Raw genomic sequence first — 21,828 nt, forward strand, 5'->3', positions numbered from 1 at the left:
GCCGTCCACCCCGCCCAGCCCGCACGGGCCCGCGGGGCCTCACGGTGGCGTGCAGCTGGGGACCTTCCCGGTCCTCGGCTCGCTGAGCCTGAACGGGCGCTTCGACCTCAACTACGAGCGCATCCATTACAACGACCACCCCTTCAAGTCGGAGGGCGAGAACGCGCTGCGCAGCTACCACCACTTCCTCTTCCTGACGCGGCAGTCCGCCGAAGACCCGGTGACCCTCACCCTGGAGGTCCTGTCACTCCAGTTCTGGGAGGTGGGCTACCGGGTGGGCGGCGCGTCCTGGCCGGTGAAGGTGTTCGCCAAGGGGGGCAAGATCCTGGTGCCCTTCGGCGGGGATCCGCTCTTCCATCACAGCTACGGAGGGCTCGCGGGCTTTGATCAGCGGGTGCTTCCGGTGGTGTTCGCCCGGGAAGGGCTGACGGTGAACGTGGAGCGCCGCCTGGGGCCGCTCGCCCTCTCCGGTGACGCCTACGTCATCGCCGGCTACCGGCTGAAGCGTGCCGACGCGGTGCTCAACCTCCAGTCGGACCTGGCACCGCTGGAGGACACCCCCCTGGGCGTCGGCGCGAGACTTGGCGGCGCGTGGGGCCCCATCAACGTCTGGTACTCGCCCTACTTCAATTCGCTGGGCTTCGGGCGCCGCCTGTTCCTCCAGGCGCTGGACGTGGCGGTGTGGCGTCCGCGTGGGCTCCCGGTGCTGGAGCACTTCTCGCTGGGCGCCGGGCTGCTGCGCGCGGACGTGTCCGGAGGCGAGGCGGAGGGCTACGGCGGGCCGGGCGCGGACTACTACCACTTCGCCAGCTACCTCCAGCTGCGCTACCACCCCACGGACTGGCTCTACGTCCAGTACCGGCAGGGGCTGCGCACCTTCGGAAACCGCCGGGGCCTCATCCTGGACTCGAACGCGCTCACCCGCGAGGACGCCTCCAGCCACAACGTGGGCGTGGTCGCGCGGTGGCGGGGCTTGAGCGCCGGCCTCTTCCAGTTCTGGAACCTGGAGAAGGTCGACGAAACGCCGGACGACTTCACGCGGCTGGTGGTGGCCTATGAGTTCTGACACCCGCACCGCGCTCCTCGCGACGCTGCTCACGCTGGCCCTGGGCTGCGCCGACTTCGAGCGGGGTCCCGTCTCCGCCGACGCCGGCCCGCCCCCCACCGATGGCGGTGGCGGAGGGGACGCGGGAAGCGCCGTGTCCTTCGCGAGCGACGTCCATCCGCTCCTCACCTCCGGCTGCCAGAGCTGCCATCGCGGCGGGGGCGCCGCGGGCAACACCTCCTTCCTGCTGACGGGCGATGCCGACGCGGACTACGCGGCGGTCATCTCCCTCACGGACACCTCCAACCCCTCCGCCAGCCGGCTGCTGCGCAAGACCTCCGGCGCGGGCCACGGCGGCGGAGCCATCTACGGGGAGGGCTCCCCGGAGTACCAGACCCTCCTCGCGTGGATCTCCGCAGGCGCCCAACCATGACGCACCTTCCTTCCGAGGCGGCCCCCATGAGACGACCCCTCCTGATGCTGCTGCTCTGCGTGCTGAGCGCCTGCGCCAAACTGGAGACGCCCCACCCGGAGGTCGTCACGGACGGTCCGCACTCGGTGCTCGTGGGCCAGTCCATCCAGCTCACGGCCACCACGCGCGAGTCCACCGGCGACGGCTACCGCTGGGAGAGCGAGGCCCCGGCCATCGCCACCGTGGACGACTCCGGCCAGGTGACGGGCGTCAGCGCGGGGGAGACCGCCATCAAGGTCACCGGCGCGAAGTCGAAGCTGGAGGCGCGCCACGTGGTGGTGGTGATGGGCAGCCTCGCGAGCGACGGGGGCGTCGACCCCAGCCAGGTGCCCTACTACCTCGCCTGGTCCGGCTCTCCGCACGCGGACACCACCGCCGAGGCCTTCTCCCACTGGAACCAGGACGGCCTCGTCCCCGCCAGCTGCGCGCGTTGCCACAGCTCCGAGGGCTACATCGACTTCCTGGGCGGTGACGGATCCTCGCCCGGCAGGGTGGACGCCCCCGCGCCGGCGGGGTCGGTGGTCCGCTGCGAGACGTGCCATGACAGCGCCGCCGCGAGCCTGACCGCGGTCACCTTCCCCGCGGGCAAGCAGGTCACCGGCCTGGGCCCGGAGGCACGCTGCGTGGTGTGTCACCAGGGGCGCGCCTCCGGCAAGGACGTGGACGCGCAGATTGCGGACGCGGGCGTGGTGGGCGAGGACACCGCCTCCGCCGCGCTGGGCTTCACCAACATCCATTACTACCCCGCGGGCGCGACGCTCTTCGCCAGTCAGGCCGCGGGCGGCTACCAGTACGCGGGCCAGGTCTACGACTCGCGCTTCCGCCACGTGCCCAACTTCGACAAGTGCAACGAGTGCCACGACCCGCACACCACGCGAGTCCGCTGGGAGGCCTGCGCCACCTGCCACCCCGGTGTGACCGACGTCACGAAGGCCTGGGACATCCGGCAGATCGCCTCGCGCAACCAGGACTACGACGGGGACAACAACCGCACCGAGGGCATCTACTACGAGCTCCAGGGCCTGCGGGACCGGCTGCTCGCCGCCATCCAGCGCTACGGCGCGGAGCGGGCCCAGCCCATCTGCTACGGCAACACGCACCCGTACTGGTTCCGCGACACCAACGGGGACGGGACGTGCGCCCAGGGTGAAGCCGTCGCGGCCAACACGTACGCCAGCTGGACACCCCGCCTGCAGAAGGCGGCGTACAACTACCAGCTGTCCCGGGTGGATCCGGGCGCGTTCGCGCACAACGCGAAGTACATCCTCCAGCTGCTGCACGACTCCACCCAGTCGCTGAACACCGCGCTGAGCGTGCCCTTCGACACGTCGCTGCTGGTGCGCAACGACCCGGGCCACTTCAACGGCGCCAGCAAGGCGGCGCGCAACTGGGACTCGAGCGAGACCGTCCAGGCCAGCTGCTCGCGCTGCCACAGCGGCGCGCAGGGCTACCGCTTCTTCGTGCAGTACGGCGTCGGGCAGCTGGTGCCGGAGACCGCCAACGGCCTGGAGTGCTCCACCTGCCACGAGAACTTCGAACCGGACTACGACGTCTTCGTCCCCGCCCAGACGTGGCTGCCGGACGGCAAGACGGTGAACCTGCCGGGCCAGGACAACCTCTGCGCCAACTGCCACATCGGCCGCGCGTCCAAGGCCACCATTGATACGGCGCTGGGCGCGGGGGGCACGCCGCGGTTCCAGAACGTGCACTACCTGCCGGCCGCGGGGACGCGCGAAGGGACGCTGGCGCGGATTGGCTACGAGTACCCCAACAAGACCTACGCCGGGCGGCTCACGCACATGGGCGGCGTGCAGTGCACCAGCTGCCATGTCCCGGGCAAGAGCAACCACACCTTCCGCATCCAGGACGTGTGGAACGAGCGCTGTGAGACGTGCCACGCGGACCAGGGCACGGCGGAGCAGATCCGCCTGGTCCACACGGCGGACTATGACGGCGACGGGAACACGGCGGAGTCCCTGGCGGCGGAGGTGCAGGGCATGGCCGCGCGCCTGCTGACCGCCATGCGCGGGGTGACGGGCAACGGCCTCTGCTACAACGGCGACGTCAATCCGTACTTCTTCAAGGACACGGACAAGGACGGCACCTGCGGCGCCACCGAGTCCGTCTCCGCCAACGCGTTCGCGCCGTTCACGCCGGCGCTGGTGAAGGCCGCCCACAACTACCAGCTGAGCAAGAAGGACCCCGGCGCCTGGGCCCACAACTTCAACTACGTCGGGCAGCTCCTCTACGACAGCGTGGAGGACCTCACGGGGGTGGCCCCCTTGAACATGCTCCGGCCTTGAGGCTGGAATCCGCGTGTGAGCACCGCCACTCGCCGGGACAGGCCCGGCGGGCGCGGTCGCCGAGGAACGCGGACCCATGAAGCCCTTCCTGTTCTCCCAGCCCTTCAACCCGGCGCGCCTGGCCTCCAGGGCGTTGCTCGTCCCCCTGCTCCTGCTGCTGGGAGGCCCTGTCGCCTGCGGCGATGACGACCCGGATCCGCGTCCCGACAGCGGCACCCCGCCACCCGTGGACGCCGGCTTCGATGCGGGCACGCGCACCGACGCGGGCACGGACGTGGACGCGGGCACGCACGTGGACGCGGGCACGGAGGCTGACGCGGGCACCTACGACGACGCGGGCCCCTACGACGCGGGCACCTACGACGCGGGCACCTACGACGACGCGGGCACCTACGACGACGCGGGCACCGGCATGGATGCGGGCACCGAGGCCGACGCCGGCACCGACGGTGGCGTGTTGGGGTGCACGCCCAGCGGCTGGGTGGATGAGACGCCGGACCTGAGCGTCATCCAGAACACGTCGCTCGACATCAAGGCCCGGCTGGAGGCCATCCCAGGCCTGACCGTGACGCAGGAGCGGACCAGCAACATCCCCGCGGGCTACCGGCTCTTCGTGCTGAAGTACAACCAGCCGGCGGACCACGCCCACCCGGAGTGCCAGCGCTTCGAGCAGGAAGCCACGCTGCTGCACAAGGCGGACACCAGCCCCACGGTGCTCTCCACGAGCGGCTACAACCTCATCCCCGGCACCGGCCGCACGGAGCCCACGCAGCTCCTGTCCGCGAACCAGGTCTCCGTCGAGCACCGCTTCTTCGAGGAGAGCACCCCGGCCCCCGCGGACTGGAGCCACCTCACCATCCGCCAGTCCGCGGATGACTTCCACCGCCTCACCCAGGCGCTCAAGCTCATCTACACCGGCAAGTGGGTGTCCACGGGCGGCAGCAAGGGCGGCGAGACGGTGGTGTTCTTCCGCCGCTTCTACCCGGATGACGTGGACGCCACCGTGGCGTACGTGGCGCCCATCGCGAAGCGCAACGACGAGCGCTTCGTGACCTTCCAGGAGACCGTGGGCGGAGACGCGCAGCTCGCGTGCCGCGAGCGCCTGTGGGCCTTCCAGCGCGAGGTGCTCTCGCGGCGGGACCGGATGCTCACCCTCGTGGACGAATACGCCACGAACAACAACCTGACGTACTCCCAGCTGGGCCGCGAGCTGGCGCTGGAGCACGCCGTCATCGAGACCTACTTCGCCTTCTGGCAGTACTTCCCCGCGTCGACCTGCGCCACGTACATCCCCGAAGCCACAGCCACCACGCCGGATGGGGACCTGTTCGAAGCGCTGGACACCGTGGTCGGCATCAACTCGTTCTCGGACCAGGGCATCACCCCGTACGCGGCCTACTACTACCAGGCCGCGGCGGAGCTGGGCTGGCCCCAGCCCTATGAGAAGCACCTGGGCGCGCTCATCCACTTCCCGGACACCGACACCGGCGAGGTGTACTCGCCGCCGGGCATCCCGTTCGTCTTCCGCCCGGAGGCCATGCCGGACATCCAGGATTGGGTGTCCACGCAGGGCCAGCGCCTGATGTTCATCTACGGCAGCTACGACCCGTGGACGGCGGCGGCCTACGTGCTGGGCAACGCGCAGGACTCCTACCTGTACACGGTCCCGGGAGGCACGCACGGCTCGCGCATCAGCCAGCTGCCCGCCGCCCAGCAGGCGGAGGCGAAGGCCACGCTCAACCGCTGGATGGGCATCACCCCGCTGAAGCGCGCGCCCAGGTACCTGCGCTCGGAGGAGCCGCCCATCGCCGGCCCCCACGTGCCGCCCCGCCTGCGCTAGGCGTCGCGGAACCAGGCCTCTTCAACGGCCCATCTTGTACGGCCCGCCCCGCTCCAGCGCCCGCTGGTACGCGGGGCGCGCATGGAGCCGGTCGAGGTAGGCCGTGAGGTTCGGCAGCTCCGCCAGCAACCGGAAGGACTTCGCGGCCTCCAGCACGAAGCTCAGCTGGATGTCCGCGCCCGTCAGTGAATCACCCACCAGGTACTCACGGCCCTGGAGCGCGCCCTCCAGGTACGTGAGGTGGTTCTTCAGCTCGGAGTCGATGCGCGGCTTGATGGGCGCCGCGGCGTCCCCCAGCCGCTTCACGTAGAGCTGCTGCACGATGGGCAGCATCGCGGAGCCCTCCGCGTAGTGGAGGAAGTGCGTGTAGCGGTCCAGGTCCTCCGGCGCGGGCGAAAGCCGGCCCTGGCCGTACCTGCGGATCACCGACTCGATGATGGCGCCGGACTCCGCCAGCACGCGGCCGCCGTCCTCCACCAGCGGCGACTTGCCCAGCGGGTGGATGGCCTTGAGCTCCGGCGGAGCGAACCCCGTCTTCGGGTCGCGCTCGTAGCGGACGACCTCGTAGTCGAGCCCCAGCTCCTCCAGGAGCCAGAGGATGCGCTGCGAGCGGGATTCGGAGAGGTGGTGGACCTTCAACATGAGGGGAGGGCTCCTGGCACGTGCGCCGGGCACACTCTCCCAGGTCGCTCCTCCGGACCCGCGTCATCCGGAGGAGCGGTGTTCAGCACTAGAACGCGGCGCCGCTGGCGCGCTTGCCGGGCGAGCTCGTCAGGCTGGACACACCTGTGTGCAGCACGAAGGAGCCCGTGGAGGCCCCATCCGGGCCGCGGTTGGCGGACACACCGTCCGTGCCCGAGAGCGACGAGGCGAACGTGGCCGTGTCCACCACCGTGCCGGCGCTGTTCTTCACCGTGACGGTGTCACCGCTGTTGCCCAGGTTCAGCATGCCCGTGGACGCGGCCACCGCGCCCACCGTGCCGGAGGGGATGCCCGCCGCGCCGCCAAACACCACCACCGCCTTGCCCGCCGCCACCGTGGTGCCGCTGGCGAAGGTGTGGCGCACGCCCGTGCCGTCCGACACCGTCCAGCCGCCCAGGTCCACCGCCGCGGTGCCGCTGTTCACCAGCTCCACGAACTCGCCGTTCACATCCGAGCCCGGCTCGTTGAGCAGCACCTCGTTGATGAACACCTTGCCCGTGCCGCCGCCGGTGCCGCCCGTGGTGATGGTGAAGGCCGCGTTGGACAGGTCCGTGACGGTGGCGTTGCTCGCGTCGCTCACGCGCACCCACGCGGTGGTGCTGGCGCTGGAGGGCACCGTCCACGCCACGCCGCCTCCGGAAGCGCCCGTGCTGGCCGTCAGGGTCGTCCACGTGGAGCCGTTCAGGGAATACTCCACCTTCACGTTGGTGATGCCGGACGCCGTCCAGGTGATGGTCTGCGAGGAGCCCGCCGGCCAGCTCTCACCGCCGTTGGGCGACAGCACCGTCACGGACGAGGACGTGGCGCTGTCCCCCGGGATGAGGAAGTCCTTGATGACGCCCATGTGCTGCATGCCGGACGCGCCGCTGTCACCCGACAGCGCCGGGGAGATGTCGGAGAGGGGCGAGTACACGCGCGTGTCCACCACCAGGCCGTTGGCGAACGTGCTGGAGCCCATGACCACCGGCGTCTGGTAGGCGCGCAGGTCGTTGTCCACCAGCACGTGGTCGTACGGCGAGTTGCGGCCCGCGTTGGTGTTGGTGTTGCCATTCTTGTCCGCCGGGTACGGCGACGCCGTGGACACCACGCTGGAGAAGGTGCTGAAGGTCGCCTCGCCGCGGCTGCCGGTGTTGAAGTCACCGCCGATGACCAGGTAGTCGCTGGCGGGCACGTTGGCGTTGATGAACTTCACCAGGTTGGACGCCTCCGTGTTGCGGACGCTGGAGCCCGTCGTCAGCAGGTGCACGCTGATGGCCCACAGGTCCTTGGGCCCCGGGATGTCGATGCGCGCCCACGCGAAGTCGCGATTGGACACCTGCGTGTCGTCCCACTCACCGGCGGCGATGATGGGGTAGCGGCTGATGATGCCGTTCGGAATCTGCGCGCCGCCCTCGCGGTAGTAGGAGAAGCCCGTGCCGAACGCCGTATCCACGAAGCCGCGGAGGTCCGCCGCGGAGTCCGTCTTGTAGTTGAACTCCTGGATCATCACGATGTCGGGGTCGGTGCCCTGGAAGATGCGGATGCCGTGGCCCGGGTCGTAGTCCTGCCCCGTGCCGCTGCTCAGGTTGGCCGCCATCAGGCGCAGCCGCACGTTCAGCGCGTCCTCGCGCGCCACCAGACGCGGCGCCGTCTCCTCCGCGTCCGCCTCCACGGAGCCACCGCACGCGCTCAGCGCCGCGCACAGCAGCGTGAAGGACCACGTACGCCAAAAGGTGGCGGACCGCGGGAAGAGGTCTTGTTTCAGGCTCACGATGTTTCATCCTGCTCCCGGAAAAAACCGGAAGCCGTAGAGGTTCATGGACGTCACGGCAGGGCCGCGGACGCAGTATTCCGCGTACACGACGCCACCGCCGTTTATCCGTCACATTCCTTGAAACGTTGCGTGAGCGGCGCATCCCGCCCGGCGGGGACGCGCAATGTTACGCATTGTTACATCGCGGCCGTGGTGGACAGCGCGACGAAGGCGTAGCGCAGACCTTTACCCAGGGTGACGAAGACGACGAAGGGAAAGGGCCGCACGCCCACGAAGCCGCCCGCGAGCACGAACGCGTCCCCCAGGATGGGCAGCCACGCCATGAGCAGCGCGGGCGCCCCCCAGGTGCGCAGGTTCGCCTCCACGCGCGCCATGCGGGGGCCCTCCTTCTCCCGGCGGCGCGCCACCCAGCGGCCCACCGCGCCGCCTCCGCCGCGAGACACCCACTGACCCAGGATGTAGAGCGTCAACGCGCCCAGCACATTGCCCACGGTGGCGACGACGGTGGCCATCACCGGCGGCGTGCCGTTGTAGATGAGGGCGGCGAGCATCGCCTCGGAGGGCACCGGCACCACGGAGCCCGCCAGCATGGCGACGAAGAACATCCCGGGAAGGCCCCAGGTGGACAGGACGGACGGCTCGGCGGGCATGGGAGGCCTGGGGCCATACACCCGCGGCGGGGCTTTCGTCTTGTCCCGCGTCGCCGCTCCCCTGCCCTCCACCCTGCCCCCCGGTGCCGGAGGCTGTCCGGCGGCGCGGGCCACTCACGGGCAGGGGTTGTAGGGGTGGGTGGCAGTCTCCATCGTCCCCCGCATGCGACGCTCGACGCGCGAACGGTCTGGCATGCGGTCCATCGACACGGAGGATGAGCGCATCGCCTCGCTGCTCGTCGCGGAGAGCCCGGCGCTGCACTTCGAGGGTTCCCGGGACCTGGTGGTGCGGCTGCGCGACGGGCGCCGCTTCGTGCTCACCGTGCTGACCCTGGAGGCGCTGGAGGCGCGGCTGGGCGGGGCCCCGTCCTACGTGGCCACGGGCATCGTCCTGGTGCGGCGGATGTCGGACGGCGCCCTGCTCCACGCGGTGCGCTCGGCGCTGGACCAGGGGCTGGAGCGCTTCGGCACGCTCCAGCCGCCCATCGAGGAGTGAGGCCCAGGGGCCTTCAGGGTGAGGGAGCGGGCGCGGGAGCCTCCGGGAGCCTCCCCGCCACCTTCCGGCCCTGGCGCCAGACGCCGACGACGCGGTCCACTGCGGCGATGTGGGTGGCGGCTTCGCCCTCCACGAGGAAGAGGTCGGCGCGCATGCCCAGCTGGATGCGGCCCCGGTCCTTGAGCTGGAGCAGGGACGCCGCGTTCCCGGTGGCGACGGCCAGGGCCTGTCCCGGCGAGAGGCCCGCGAGCACCATCAGCTTGAGCTCACGGTGCTCCGCGAAGCCGGGGATGCGCAGCGGCGTGGCGCCGGAGTCCGTGCCGAAGCCCACCTTCACGCCCGCGGAGTAGAGCGCCTTCAGGTTGGCCAGGTTGGTTTCGAGCGCGTGGCGCGCCTCCCGGGCCTTGGGGTCCGCCAGGGTCTTCTTGCGCCACGCGGCGTCCTCGAACTGCGCGCGCAGCTCGGGCGACAGCGCGGGCTGGAGCACCGGGTCGTCCACGAGCTGGGGCTGGTCCGCGTAGAGGACGGTGGCTTCGTCCAGCGCCAGCGTGGGCACGTACCAGACGCCGCGCTCCTTCATGGCGTTGACGAAGGCTTCGTCCACGGGCTGGTCGCGCACGCCGTGGGCGAGGATGTCCACGCCCGCGGCCACCACGGCCTTCGCGTCCTCCAGGTCATGGATGTGGGCGGCGACGCGCAGGCCCTGCTTGTGGGACTCGTCGATGACGGCCTGGTAGATGTCCGGCTTCATCTTCGGCAGCTTGCCCAGGAAGCTGTCCACCCAGACCTTCACCAGGTCCACGCGGCTCTTCTTCAGCGAGCGCACGGCGGCGCGGGCCTCCTCCGCCGTGGTGGGGCGGAAGACCTGGTCGGGCGCGTTGTTCGTCATCGCCTGGGGAGGTCCGCCCTCCGGCACGCCAATGCCCTGCCCCGCGCCGAAGAGGTCCGCGCCGCTGAAGCCATCCGCGTGGGCCTCCTCGCGCAGCTCGTTGAACAGCGGCCGGTTCATCCCGAGCGCCGTCACGGTGGTGACGCCGTAGGCGGCGAACTGGCGCAGCTGCTTCTGGACGTTCTCGCGCGTGTAGTTCTGGGAGCCCGTGGTGGTGCCGGACGTCTGGCCCACGTGGCTGTGGTCGGAGATGAGGCCGGGCAGCATCGTCTGCCCCTTGAAGTCGATGATCTCCGCGTCCTTGGGGACCTTCGTGGCGATGGCGAGCCCCACGGACTCGATGCGTCCATCGCGCACCACCACCGCGGCCTGCTTCAGCGGCCGGCCTCCGGAGCCATCCAGCACCGTCCCGCCCTGGAAGACGAGGGTGCGCGAGGGCGCCGCGCTGGCGGACAGCGGCAGCGCGAGGGCGAGCAGGGCGGCGGTCAGGAAACGCGAGCGCATGGGGTGGGCTCCTCGGGGGGAAGCGGGGAACCCTAGGGGTGCGTCCGGACGGGAACAACCCTTCGTGGCCGCGACTGTCGTGGCGCCGGTGCTACAGGCCGGGCGCACGGTGGGAAACGAACGCCGCATCGCGGCGCGCGAGCGACTTCCACCGGGAAACACGGCGCCGTGATTATGCTGCCCGCCCGATGGATGAACCCGGCCTGCAATATCCCGGAGAAGCCCTGCGCGGGTGGCTCCGGCAGTTCGCCAAGACGCCGCTCGCCGAGCCGACGTTGAAGCTGCTGGTCGTGCTGGCGGACACGGTGTTCTTCGCGAGCCTGGGGCGGGAGGAGGGCGAGGCCACGCGCGTGCGCATCGCCTACCACGCGCAGGGGTTGCAGGGCCTGCAGGCGGTGCGCGAGACGGTCTACATCGGAGGACAGAAGGGCAAGCGGCAGGCGTGGGAGACGCTGCCCCTGGAGCCCAAGTCGAGCATCACCGACTTCAGCGTGGAGGCGCTGGTGAAGCTGGCGCCCGCGGCGAACCTGCCGCGCACGGCGGTGGTGGTGGGGCCGCGCGAGGGCAAGCTGCGCATCCAGGGGCTGGCGCGCCGGGTGGAGTACACGGAGTTCCACGCCGAGGGCGAGGAGGACGTCTTCATCCTGCACGCGCCGGAGCCGGGCCACCTGGTGGTGAGCACGCAGGGGCGCGAGGTGTTCCGCTACGAGCAGGGCGCGCCGGTGCCGCCGGGCCGGCGCGTGGCGCTGCACGACCTGCTCTTCCACGAGGACAGCGCGGTGCGCGCGGCGCTGATGGAGATGTGCTCCACGCTGGTGGAGTCCCTGCCCAAGGTGCAGCCGCTGATGGGCGGCAACCGCGAGTGGTACGTGTCGAACGCGGTACAGGGGCTCATCCGGAAGATGGCGGGGTTGCATCACGGGGGGCTCATCGCGCTGTTGCCCAAGCAGCACGACGTGGAGCGCTTCCGCACGCGAGGCAAGTACGTCCTGCCGCCGGAGCAGGGCTCGCTGTTGCGTCAGCGGTTGCAGCGCTTCGTGCAGGCGCGGGCGGACCTCATCAACGGCGCGTGGCAGGCGGAGGCCGGCAAGGCGGCGGAGGAGGAAGAGGATCCGGAGCTGAAGAAGGCCGCCGCCGAGCACGACGACAAGGTGACGGAGAGCGACTTCCAGGCGCTGGTGGAGAGCATCGGGCAGTTCACCGCGGTGGACAACGCGCTGGTGCTGGGGCCGGAGCTGGAGTTGCTCTGCGCGGGGTATCAGATCGCCATCCCGCGAAGCGGTCCGCCGCAGGTCTTCGAGGCGAGGACGCTCCAGGGGCGTCCGGGGCCGCACTACCCCATCAGCCAGCACGGCTCACGCCACCGGGCCGCGGCGGTCTTCGCCAACCAGCACTCCGGAGCCGTGGTGTTCGTGGCGTCGCAGGACGGCCCGCTCCGCTGCCTGCACCGGCCTCCGGGCAAGAAGAAGGTCCTGCTCTGGAGCCTCCTGCTGACGGAGGACTGAGGCCGGAATGAAGCGGCTGGGCTGGGTACTGCTGCTGGGGTGGTTCGTCTCTGGCTGCGCGACGACGCGAGTCGTGCGCCTGGAGGTGGAAGACGGCGAGCGGATCCTCGTCACTCCCCGGGCAGAAGAAGACGCGCCCCGGCTGGAGGAGGACGAGTTCAAGAAGGCCGTGAGGACGCTCGCGAGGGATGTGCGGCCCTCCGCGCATCCGCTGCGTCAGGCACGCGAGCTGTTCGGCCTGCCGGAGCGCAGCGGCCTCTTCGGCTTTCGCGAACGGGCGCGACTCATCGTCCCGCTGGGTGAGGAGGAGGCACGCGAGCTGCGGCTTCTGGAAGCGTCCGACGACCTGACGCGTGGCTATAGACAGTGGTGCGACAAGCGGCGCAAGCAGCCGGGGGACTGCCTGCGCTTGCTGGAAGAAGGCCCCTTGCTGGGCAGCGACGGCCGCTATGCGCTGGCGATGGCCATCGCGATGGACTCCGTCTGGAGCGAGACAGCCCAAGCCCTGGAGGGCATCGCGAGCCCCCAGGCCGTCATGGCCACCCTCACCTCCACTGTGACGATGTACCTGCTGCTGTGGGCCATGCCGGAGCCCGTCTCCAAGGGCCTGGCCGCCCTCATCACCGCTGCGGCGATTGCGTACCTGGGCGTGGACACCGTGTGGAGCATCCTCGACGGCTGGGTGACGCTGGTGCGCCACGTGGACCAGGCCACCACGTTCGTCCAGGTGCGCGACGCGGGCGAAGCCTATGGCGCGGTGCTGGGAAAGAACGCCGCGCGCGTCTTCGTGATGCTGGCTACAGCGGCCATTGGCAACACGGCAGGGCTCGCGATGAAGGCCCCCACCCTGCCTGGCTCCGCACAGGCGGCGGTCGCGGTGGAGACACAAGCAGGCCTCCAGTTCGTCGCCATCGGCGGCGTGCGCTCCGTGGCCATGACGGCCGACGGTTTCACGCTCGCGCTCGCGCCCAACGCGGTGGCCATGTCATCGCGGTCCGGCAAGCCTCAGCGGCACCACCTGGCCACCATCCGCAATGAGAAGTCCGCGAAAACTGGCGGACCGTGGACCCCGCTCTTCCGGCGAATCTTCAAGCGAGCCGGCATGGAGCTGAAGGATCCGGAGAACATCGTCGAAGTCCCAGGCCACCGGGGCCCCCATCCCGCCGAGTACCATCAACTCGTCTATGACAGGTTGAGGCAGGCGACTTCCGAATGCCGCAGCGTAGAAGCATGCCGCGAAGCCCTGACTGACGCTCTCAGGATCTTGGGCGAGCTGGCCAGAACGCGTGGCACGGAGCTCAACCGGTTGCTGACCCAAGGCCGCTGACAGGCACGACCATGACCACCCGCTACTTCAGACTGTCAGAAGACGTCTACGCGCCAGGACGCTGGTATCTGGGCGATCCCGTGGATGAGAAGTCCGTGGAGGTTGAGGACCCGTGGATGTTCAGCGCGGGGAAGCCCATCCAGTCCCCTGGCCTCCTCCGATTTCCCATCGACGAGCCTGGAAGACCGTTGGATTACTCCGAAGCAGGCATCGGAAGTACGCCCATCCTGCATGTCAAACTGGCCACGGTCTTCGCAGCGCTAGCACCCGAGGACATCCAGCTCTTCGCGGTGGACATCCCTGGCTCCCCCGAACAGTTCAACATGCTCGTGGCGACCCGGTTGGTCCGCTGTATCGACGACAAAGCCTCCCGGGAAGTGGAGTACTGGGACCCCATCAAGCACAAGCAGCCTGAGAAGGCGGGCCAGTACTCCTCCGTTGCGGGAATGCGCATCGACCCATCGAAGGTGGGTGATGCCAAGGTCTTCCGCACCTGGGGCTGGAAGGTTGCCCTCATCGTCTCCGAAGACCTGAAGACGGCGCTGGAGCGCACCGGCGCCACCGGCATGCGGTTCACGGAAGTGTAGAGCCTCGCACGCGGGCAGCCCGGCCGGGCCTTGGCACATGCTCCGGATTGTCATGGTACAATCCAATTCATGTCCCAGTCCAATTGGAAGCCGCGCCTGAAACGCTCCGAGGGCCCCCTCTATGGGGCGCTCGTGGATGCGCTCGCGGCGGACATCAGCGCGGGACGGCTTCGCGCGGGGGACCGGCTGCCCACGCACCGGGAGCTCGCGAGCACGCTGGGGACTTCACTGGGCACGGTGACCCGGGCCTACGCTGAAGCGGAACGGCGGGGACTCATCTGGAGCCAGGTGGGCAATGGGACGTTCGTGCGGAACCTGCGCGAGGGGGACCGCTACACGCCCCAGCTCGACCGGACGCGCATCGACCTGGGCCCCACCGCGGTTCCCATCGTCCCCGGCGACATGGGGCACCTCGCGTTCTCAGCCGCGCTCCAACGGCTGGGCGAGCGCGCGGACCTGAGCGCGCTCAGTGGCTATCAGGCTCACGCGGGCACGGAAGCACAGCGGGCAGCAGGAGCCCGCTGGCTGGAGCTCTCGGGCGTACCCGCCACGAGCGACAACGTCATCGTGAGCTGTGGGGCCCAGCACGCGACCTTGATGGCGTTGTCGCTGCTCGCGAACCCGGGCGGACTGCTGGTGGAGGACGTCACCTATCCCGGAGTCCTCGCCGCCGCGGAGTGGCTGCGATTGCCCACCCATCCGGTGGCGCTCGACGCGGAAGGACTCGTCCCGGAGGCGCTCGCGGAGGCCTGCCGGAAGAGCCCGGCGCGGGTGCTCTACTGCACGCCCACGAACCACAACCCGACCACGATCGTCATGCCGTTGAAGCGGAGGCAGGCGCTGGTCGAGGTCTGCCGGAAGTTCGACGTCACCGTCATCGAGAACGGCGCGCTGGCCCCGCTCGTGGCGAAGGCGCCACCGCCCCTGGCCGCGCTGGCTCCCGAACGGACGTACCACCTGGCGAGCCTGTCCAAGGCCGTGCTGCCCGCGCTGCGCGTCGGCTACCTCCGGATGCCGGACCTGGCGTCACGGCAGACACTGGAGCACGCGGCCGCGGCGACGGTCTGGTCCGGGTCTCCCCTGCTGAATGAACTGGCCACGCAGTGGGTGACGGACGGAACGGCCGAGTCCCTGCGCGACGCACGCCGCTCGGAAGCCACGGCCCGCCAGGCCCTGGCGTCAAAGGTCTTGAAGGGCCATCCCTATGTCGCGCACCCCGGCGCGTACTTCCTGTGGATGCCCATCCCGGAACACCGGCGCGCCACGGAGCTGGTGGAGGCCGCCGCCGCACGTGACGTGCTGCTCGGACCCGCGCACCTGTTCGCGGCCCGGCCGGGCCAGGCGCCCAATGCGCTGCGAGTGTCCCTGGCCGCCGCCGGCTCCCGAGAGGAATTGGAGAGGGGCCTGAAGACGCTGGCGGAGCTGCTGGGCACTACGGCCCCGACACCGCGACGCCTGGCCTGACGTCCGCCTTCCCCCGTTCCCGGAGAATGCCAATGACGCCTTCCCTGCCCCACCGTGGTGGACTCCTGCCGCATGCGCGCCTCGCGCTCCTCGTCGCGGGGCTCGCCGTCCCCTGGATGCCGGCATGGGCGGAGGCGAAGGACACACTCCAGGCCCGGCTGGACTTCTCGGAAGCCTCGTTTCACTGGGCGGAGCGCATCCGCGACACCCTCACGCCCCCCCGGTGGCTCCCCGATGGGGAGCGGTTCATCTACCAGTCCAGGGTCGAGCCCTACGGCGAAACCTGGGTCCTGGTGGATGCGAGGAAGCGCACCCAGCAGCCCCTGCTGGACGCGGAGTCCCTGCGCTCACAGCTCACGGCGCTGTTCGGCAAGCCGATGACGTTGCCCGTCGTCGTGCCCTTCACGCTGACCGCCGATGCGAAGGGCATCGTCTTCACGGTCCAGGGACGGGCGTTCTCACTGGGCCTCACCGACAAGCGGGTCGTGGCGCTCGAGCCCACGCATCCGGTAGCGCTGTCGCTCGCGCGCGGCAATGTCCTGTCTCCGGACACGGGAGCGGTCGCGGTGCAGCGGGACACGGGGTTCGCGGTGGTGGACGCGAAGGGCACGACGCGTCTGGAGCGAGCCGGCACCGAGGACACGCCGTGGCGGCTGCCGGAGGCGGCGTGGTCTCTCCGGGGCCGGTTCCTCGCGGTCTGGCGCGACGACATGCGGGGCATGCACCGGATTCCGGTGGTCGACTACAGCACCCCGCTGGAGAAGGTGTCGTGGGTGCCCTACTCCAAGGCGGGCACGCCGCTGATGCGCTCGGAGCTGCACTTCGTCTCGATGGAGACGGGACAGGTGACGCCCGCGCAGGGCGAAGCGACGGAAGGCTACGACTGGTTCGCGGGGTGGCGTCCGGACGGCAGCGAGGCGCTGGTGCTCCAGCTGTCACGGGATGGAAAGCGATTGGACCTGGTGGCGGTGGAGCCCGCGACGGGCAAGCGCCGCCGCGTGCTTCGGGAGGAGCGCAAGGAGACCTTCGTGGCGGCGCTGGAGTTCTCGGTGGGGGGATGGTCCCAGCAGGTGAAGCCCTTGCCGGACAACCGGCACTTCCTCTGGATGTCGGAGCGCGATGGCTGGCGCCACGTCTATCTGTATGACTATTCCGGCAAGCTCGTGCGCCAGCTCACGCGGGGCGCGTTCCCGGTCCACGCGGTGGTGGGCATCACGCCGGAGTCGGACGCGTTCTTCGTGGTGGCATCCGCGGAGGCCGGGGCACCGTATGACAGGAAGGTGTACCGGGCAGGGATGTCCGGCGGGCCGCTGAAGCTGCTGACACCCGAGCCCGGAGCACACCGGCCCGAGCTGTCCTCCTCCACCCGCTACTTCGTGGACGGACACTCCAGCCGCGAGAAACCCCGGGTCTGGGACGTGGTGTCCACGGAGGGGAAAGCCTCCTTCCGCTACGCGAAGGCGGACACGCGAGGCCTGGCGGAGCTGCACTACACGCCGCCGGAAGGCATCACGGTCAAGGCCGCGGACGGCGTCACGCCGCTCTATGGCGTGCTGTACAAGCCGTGGAACTTCGATCCGAAGAAGCGCTACCCGGTCATCGACGTCATCTACGCGGGGCCGTTCGTAACGATGGTGCCGTGGAGCTACGTGGGATCGTACGAGTCACGCTTCGCGCATTCGCTCGCGCAGCTCGGGTTCATCGCGATGGTGTTGGACGCGCGGGGCACGCCAGGGCGGAGCAAGGCGTTCCAGGACGTGAACTACGGCCGCGTGGGCCAGACGGAGATTCCGGATCACGTCGCGGCGCTGAAGCAGGCAGCGGCCAGCCGCCCCTACATGGACCTGGAGCGGGTGGGCATCCACGGTCATTCCTGGGGAGGCTACTTCGCGCTGAGGGGCATGCTGACGGCGCCGGAGTTCTTCAAGGCGGGCTACGCGGGAGCACCGGGAGCCCTGACGGAAGAAGCCATCATCAACGAGCCGAACATGGGCCTGCTGGCGGAGAACCCGGACGGCTACGCGGCAGGCTCCAACGAAGCGCTGGCGGACAAGCTCCAGGGAGCGCTCAAGCTGATGCACGGAACGAGCGACGTGAACGCATCGCTGTCCACGACGATGCGGATGGCCCAGGCGCTGGTGCGCGCGAACAAGCACTTCGACCTGCTGATCATGCCCGGCGAAGACCACAGCCCCCCGGGCCGCTACTACCTGGACGACGTGCGCCAGTTCTTCCTGCGGGAACTGGGAGAGCCCCGGTGATGAAGCGGCTGGGCTGGGTACTGCTGCTGGGGTTGCTCGTCTCCGGCTGCGCGACGACGCGAGTCGTGCGCCTGGAAGTGGACGACGGCGAGCGGGTCGTCATCACGCCCCGGGAAGAGGAAGACGCGCCCCGGCTGGAGCAGGACGAGTTCAAGAAGGCCGTGAGGACGCTCGCGAGGGATGTGCGGCCCTCCGCGCATCCCCTGCGTCAAGCGCGCGAGCTGTTCGGCCTGCCGGAGCGCAGCGGCCTCTTCGGCTTTCGCGAACGGGCGCGACTCATCGTCCCGCTGGGTGAGGAGGAGGCACGCGAGCTGCGGCTTCTGGAAGCGTCCGACGACCTGACGCGTGGCTATAGGCAGTGGTGCGACAAGCGGCGCAAGCAGCCGGGGGACTGCCTGCGCTTGCTGGAGGAAGGGCCCTTGCTGGGCAGCGACGGCCGCTATGCACTGGCGATGGCCATCGCGATGGACTCCGTCTGGAACGAGACGGCCCAAGCCCTGGAGGGCATTGCAAGCCCCCAGGCCGTCATGGCCACCCTCACCTCCACCGTGACGATGTACCTGCTGCTGTGGGCCATGCCGGAGCCCGTGTCCAAAGGGATTGCCGCCCTCATCACCGCCACGGCAATGGCCTACCTGGGCGTGGACACCGTGTGGAGCATCCTCGACGGCTGGGTGACGCTGGTGCGCCACGTGGACCAGGCCACCACGTTCGTCCAGGTGCGAGACGCGGGCGAAGCCTATGGCGCGGTGCTGGGAAAGAACGCCGCGCGCGTCTTCGTGATGCTGGCTACAGCGGCCATTGGCAACACGGCGGGGCTCGCGATGAAGGCTCCGACGCTGCCCGGCTCCGCTCAAGCGGCGGTCGCGGTGGAGACGCAAGCGGGCCTCCAGTTCATGGCCATCGGCGGCGTGCGCTCCGTGGCCATGACGGCCGACGGTTTCACGCTCGCGCTCGCGCCCAACGCGGTGGCCATGTCATCGCGGTCCGGCAAGCCTCAGCGGCACCACCTGGCCACCATCCGAAATGAGAAGTCCTCGAAGAACGGCGGACCGTGGACTCCGCAATTCCGCCGGCTCTTCAAGCGGGCCGACATGGAACTGAACGACCCGGAGAACATCGTCGAAGTCGCAGGCCACCGGGGGCCTCATCCCAGGGCGTATCATGAGCAGGTCTTGCAGGAACTGAGTGCCGCCATGGAAACCTGCCGGACCGTCGTGCAATGCCGCGAAGTCCTGACGAATGCACTCCGAGTCCTCGCCAAGGAAGCCTCCACTCCGGGAACCCCGCTCAATCAACTCCTGACCTCACGGAAGGGGCGCTAGTAACTCCCCCATGGCTGCCCGATATTTCGAACTCACGGAGGACGTTCAGGAAGGCATCTGGGTCCTGGAGGTCCCCTGGAATGAGCTACGCCAGGAAGAGGAAGACCCTTGGATGTTCACGAAGGGAAGTCCTATTCACGTGGAAGGGCGCCTCACCGTTCCCATCGGAGAACCAGGCCGCCCCCATGACTTCTGCCGAATTCCCTTTGGTCTGACGCCTGTCGTTCACATCAAGCTCGCGAATGTGCTTCTGGAGCACGCGGCGGATGACGTGCAGTTCATCCCCGTCACCATCCCGAAGCATCCCGACCAGTACGCACTCCTCGTTGCCACGAAGCTCATCCGCTGCATCGACGAGAAGGCCTCCACGGCGGTTCGCCACTGGGAAGCCCAGCACGGTCGCCCGGAAAAGCTGGGCCAGTACCGCTCCGTCTACGGCATGCGCATCGACAAGTCGAAGGTGGGTGACGCGAAGATCTTCCGCCCCTGGGGCTGGAATGGCTCGCTCATCGTCTCCGAGGACCTGAAGACGGCGCTGGAGCGCACCGGCGCCACCGGCATGCACTTCACGGAGGTGTAGTGTAGGAGGGGCCCATGCCCCGCTCGGACAGCTTCATGGAGTACACGGTCGAACTGCTCAAGCCGCTCGGCCCGGTGCAGGCCCGCTCGATGTTCGGTGGATGGGGCCTGTATTACGGCGGCCGGATGTTCGGCCTCATCATCCAGGGCCAGCTGTATTTGAAGACGGACGACGTCACCCGCCCCGACTTCGAGGCCGAGGGCTGCCGGCCCTTCATCTACCAGAGCCGCGGCAGGGAGCAGCCCATGAGCTACTGGACGCCGCCCGCGGACGCAGAGGACGACGGCCGCCGCCTGCTTCCCTGGGCCCGCCGCGCCGTGGACGCCGCCAACCGCGCCGCGATGAAGAAGGCCGCGAAGAAGGCACCGGCCGCGAAGAAGGCACCCGCGGCCAAGAAGGCACCGGCCGCGAAGAAGAAGCCCGCCGCGAAGAAGAAGCCCGTCAGGCGGTCTTGATCTTCGCCACGTCGCCGAGCCCCAGCTCGGCGATGGAGACCTCGCGCATCCGGAACTTCTGCACCTTGCCGGTGACCGTCATCGGGAAGCTGTCCACGACCTTCCAGTGGCGGGGAATCTTGAAGGTGGCGATGCGGCCGGTGCAGAACGCCGTCAGCGCCTCCGGCGTGAGCGACGCGCCCGCCTTCAGGCGCACCCACGCCATCACCTCCTCGCCATACCTCACGCTGGGCACGCCGATGACCTGCGCCTCGCTGATGTCCGGGTGCGTGTGCAGGAACTCCTCCACCTCGCGCGGGTACACGTTCTCTCCGCCCCGGATGATCATGTCCTTGATGCGGCCGACAATCTTGACGTAGCCCTCGGCGTCCATGGTCGCCAGGTCGCCGGTGTGCATCCACCCTGCCCGGTCGATGGCCGCCGCCGTGGCCTCCGCGTTGTCCCAGTACCCGAGCATCACGCTGTAGCCTCGCGTGCACAGCTCTCCCGGCTGGCCCAGCGGCACCACCGCGCCCGTGTCCGGGTCCACCACCTTCACCTCCAGGTGCGGGTGCACGCGGCCCACCGTGGCCACGCGCTTCTCCAGCGTGTCATCCAGCGGGTTCTGCGTGGACACGGGCGACGTCTCCGTCATGCCGTAGCAGATGGTGACCTCCTCCATGTGCATCCGCGACTGCACCTGCTTCATCACCTCCACCGGACACGGCGAGCCCGCCATGATGCCGGTGCGCAGGGACTTCAGGTCGAACTCGCCGAAGCGCGGGTGGTCCAGCTCCGCGATGAACATGGTGGGCACGCCGTAGAGGGACGTGCAGCGCTCGGCCTGCACCGTCTGGAGCACCGCCAGCGGGTCGAACGCCTCGCCCGGAATCACCATGGCCGAGCCGTGCGACGTGCAGGCCAGGTTGCCCATCACCATGCCGAAGCAGTGATAGAACGGCACCGGGATGCACACGCGGTCCTCCGGCCCGTAGCGCAGCACCTCGCCCACGAAGAAGCCGTTGTTGAGCACGTTGTGGTGCGACAGCGTCGCGCCCTTCGGGAACCCCGTGGTGCCGGACGTGTACTGGATGTTGATGGGGTCATCGAACTGGAGCGACAGCTCGCGCGCCTCCAGCACGTCGTCGCCCATGCCCGCGCCGCCCCTCACCAGCCGGTCCCAGTCCGAGTCCAGCACCAGCGCCTCGCGCAGGCCCGCGCACCGGGGCCGCACCTCCGCCAGCATCCGCGTGTAGTCCGTCTGCCGGAAGCCCTTCGCCAGCAGCAGCACGCTCACACCCGCCTGGTTGAGCGCGTACTCCAGCTCCGACGTGCGGTAGGCGGGGTTCAGGTTGACCAGGATGGCGCCCGTGCGCGCGAGCGCGTACTGCGACACGGTCCACTCGAAGCGGTTGGGCGACCAGAGCCCCACCCGGTCGCCCTTCTGGATGCCCAGCGCCAGCAGGCCCTTGGCCACCGCCGTCGTCGCGTCCCAGAACTGCCGCCAGGTGACGCGGTAGTTCTGCGACGCCACCACCAGCGCCTCGCGGTCGCCATAACGCTCGACGGTGCGGCGCAGGTTCTGACCGATGGTCTCCCCCAGCAGCGGGGTGGTGCTGGTGCCATGGGCATAGGACAGGGCGGTCGTCATATTTCCATCGTCCCCAGGGTGGCCCCACGTCGGCAAGCGT

General features: G+C 69.5%; 18 protein-coding genes. 13 read left to right on the forward strand and 5 right to left on the reverse strand.

Annotated elements, in window-relative coordinates; translation table 11 throughout:
- The 4 genes from D7X96_RS27465 to D7X96_RS27480 all read left to right on the forward strand — a co-directional run.
- Window positions 1-1,066, forward strand: a 1,066-nt coding sequence (locus tag D7X96_RS27465; RefSeq protein WP_208647382.1) for a hypothetical protein, incomplete at its 5' end; no start/stop codon positions are given.
- The gene (locus D7X96_RS27470; RefSeq protein WP_120550325.1) at window positions 1,056-1,478 is read left to right on the forward strand and encodes a hypothetical protein; all 423 of its coding nucleotides are present in this window, start codon (window positions 1,056-1,058) and stop codon (window positions 1,476-1,478) included. The genes D7X96_RS27465 and D7X96_RS27470, both read left to right, overlap by 11 nt.
- 26 nt (window positions 1,479-1,504) lie before the next feature.
- On the forward strand, window positions 1,505-3,820 hold the full coding sequence (locus D7X96_RS27475; protein WP_158626642.1) for an Ig-like domain-containing protein: 2,316 nt from the start codon (window positions 1,505-1,507) through the stop codon (window positions 3,818-3,820).
- 76 nt (window positions 3,821-3,896) lie between these two features.
- A complete protein-coding gene (locus tag D7X96_RS27480; RefSeq protein WP_121771106.1) occupies window positions 3,897-5,660 on the forward strand; it encodes a S28 family serine protease in 1,764 nt (587 codons plus the stop codon).
- Window positions 5,661-5,681: 21 nt separating this feature from the next.
- Here D7X96_RS27480 and D7X96_RS27485 read toward each other — a convergent pair whose 3' ends face one another.
- The 3 genes from D7X96_RS27485 to D7X96_RS27495 all read right to left on the reverse strand — a co-directional run bounded on the left by D7X96_RS27485 (window position 5,682) and on the right by D7X96_RS27495 (window position 8,765).
- On the reverse strand, window positions 5,682-6,302 hold the full coding sequence (locus tag D7X96_RS27485; protein ID WP_121724853.1) for a glutathione S-transferase family protein: 621 nt from the start codon (window positions 6,300-6,302) through the stop codon (window positions 5,682-5,684).
- Window positions 6,303-6,390: 88 nt separating this feature from the next.
- Window positions 6,391-8,106: a lamin tail domain-containing protein gene (locus tag D7X96_RS27490; protein ID WP_370450153.1), complete on the reverse strand. Its 1,716-nt coding sequence runs from the start codon at window positions 8,104-8,106 to the stop codon at window positions 6,391-6,393.
- 185 nt (window positions 8,107-8,291) lie between these two features.
- Complete coding sequence (locus D7X96_RS27495; RefSeq protein ID WP_120550320.1) at window positions 8,292-8,765, reverse strand: YqaA family protein; 474 nt, start codon at window positions 8,763-8,765, stop codon at window positions 8,292-8,294.
- A 193-nt stretch (window positions 8,766-8,958) separates the two neighbouring features.
- Between D7X96_RS27495 and D7X96_RS27500 the strand changes: the two genes are divergently transcribed.
- On the forward strand, window positions 8,959-9,261 hold the full coding sequence (locus D7X96_RS27500) for a hypothetical protein (RefSeq protein ID WP_120550319.1): 303 nt from the start codon (window positions 8,959-8,961) through the stop codon (window positions 9,259-9,261).
- A 13-nt stretch (window positions 9,262-9,274) separates the two neighbouring features.
- Here the strand turns inward: D7X96_RS27500 and D7X96_RS27505 are convergent, their stop codons facing one another.
- Window positions 9,275-10,654 (reverse strand): amidohydrolase family protein, encoded by a 1,380-nt coding sequence (locus D7X96_RS27505; protein WP_121771108.1) that lies wholly within the window; start codon window positions 10,652-10,654, stop codon window positions 9,275-9,277.
- Window positions 10,655-10,842: 188 nt separating this feature from the next.
- Between D7X96_RS27505 and D7X96_RS27510 the strand changes: the two genes are divergently transcribed.
- The 8 genes from D7X96_RS27510 (at window position 10,843) to D7X96_RS27545 (ending at window position 20,158) form a co-directional block, all read left to right on the forward strand.
- Window positions 10,843-12,159 carry a putative sensor domain DACNV-containing protein gene (locus D7X96_RS27510; RefSeq protein WP_121771109.1) on the forward strand — a complete coding sequence of 439 codons (1,317 nt, stop codon included), beginning with the start codon at window positions 10,843-10,845 and terminating at the stop codon, window positions 12,157-12,159.
- A 7-nt stretch (window positions 12,160-12,166) separates the two neighbouring features.
- Window positions 12,167-13,486, forward strand: a complete 1,320-nt coding sequence (locus tag D7X96_RS27515) for an AHH domain-containing protein (protein ID WP_120550316.1) — start codon at window positions 12,167-12,169, stop codon at window positions 13,484-13,486.
- 11 nt (window positions 13,487-13,497) lie between these two features.
- Window positions 13,498-14,073, forward strand: a complete 576-nt coding sequence (locus D7X96_RS27520) for an imm11 family protein (protein ID WP_120550315.1) — start codon at window positions 13,498-13,500, stop codon at window positions 14,071-14,073.
- Between the two features lie 69 nt (window positions 14,074-14,142).
- The gene (locus D7X96_RS27525) at window positions 14,143-15,537 is read left to right on the forward strand and encodes an aminotransferase-like domain-containing protein (RefSeq protein WP_121771110.1); all 1,395 of its coding nucleotides are present in this window, start codon (window positions 14,143-14,145) and stop codon (window positions 15,535-15,537) included.
- 32 nt (window positions 15,538-15,569) lie between these two features.
- Window positions 15,570-17,798 carry a S9 family peptidase gene (locus tag D7X96_RS27530; protein WP_121771111.1) on the forward strand — a complete coding sequence of 743 codons (2,229 nt, stop codon included), beginning with the start codon at window positions 15,570-15,572 and terminating at the stop codon, window positions 17,796-17,798.
- The gene (locus D7X96_RS27535; RefSeq protein WP_121771112.1) at window positions 17,798-19,123 is read left to right on the forward strand and encodes an AHH domain-containing protein; all 1,326 of its coding nucleotides are present in this window, start codon (window positions 17,798-17,800) and stop codon (window positions 19,121-19,123) included. Before D7X96_RS27530 ends, D7X96_RS27535 begins: the two co-directional genes overlap by 1 nt.
- Before the next feature lie 244 nt (window positions 19,124-19,367).
- Window positions 19,368-19,703 (forward strand): imm11 family protein, encoded by a 336-nt coding sequence (locus D7X96_RS41655; RefSeq protein WP_306437722.1) that lies wholly within the window; start codon window positions 19,368-19,370, stop codon window positions 19,701-19,703.
- A gap of 14 nt (window positions 19,704-19,717) precedes the next feature.
- A complete protein-coding gene (locus D7X96_RS27545; RefSeq protein ID WP_121771114.1) occupies window positions 19,718-20,158 on the forward strand; it encodes a TfoX/Sxy family protein in 441 nt (146 codons plus the stop codon).
- Here D7X96_RS27545 and D7X96_RS27550 read toward each other — a convergent pair.
- Window positions 20,145-21,788 (reverse strand): AMP-binding protein, encoded by a 1,644-nt coding sequence (locus D7X96_RS27550; RefSeq protein WP_121771115.1) that lies wholly within the window; start codon window positions 21,786-21,788, stop codon window positions 20,145-20,147. The genes D7X96_RS27545 and D7X96_RS27550 overlap by 14 nt on opposite strands.
- Window positions 21,789-21,828: the final 40 nt, after the last annotated feature.

It is taken from the genome of Corallococcus interemptor (assembly GCF_003668875.1).
Taxonomy (GTDB): domain Bacteria; phylum Myxococcota; class Myxococcia; order Myxococcales; family Myxococcaceae; genus Corallococcus; species Corallococcus interemptor.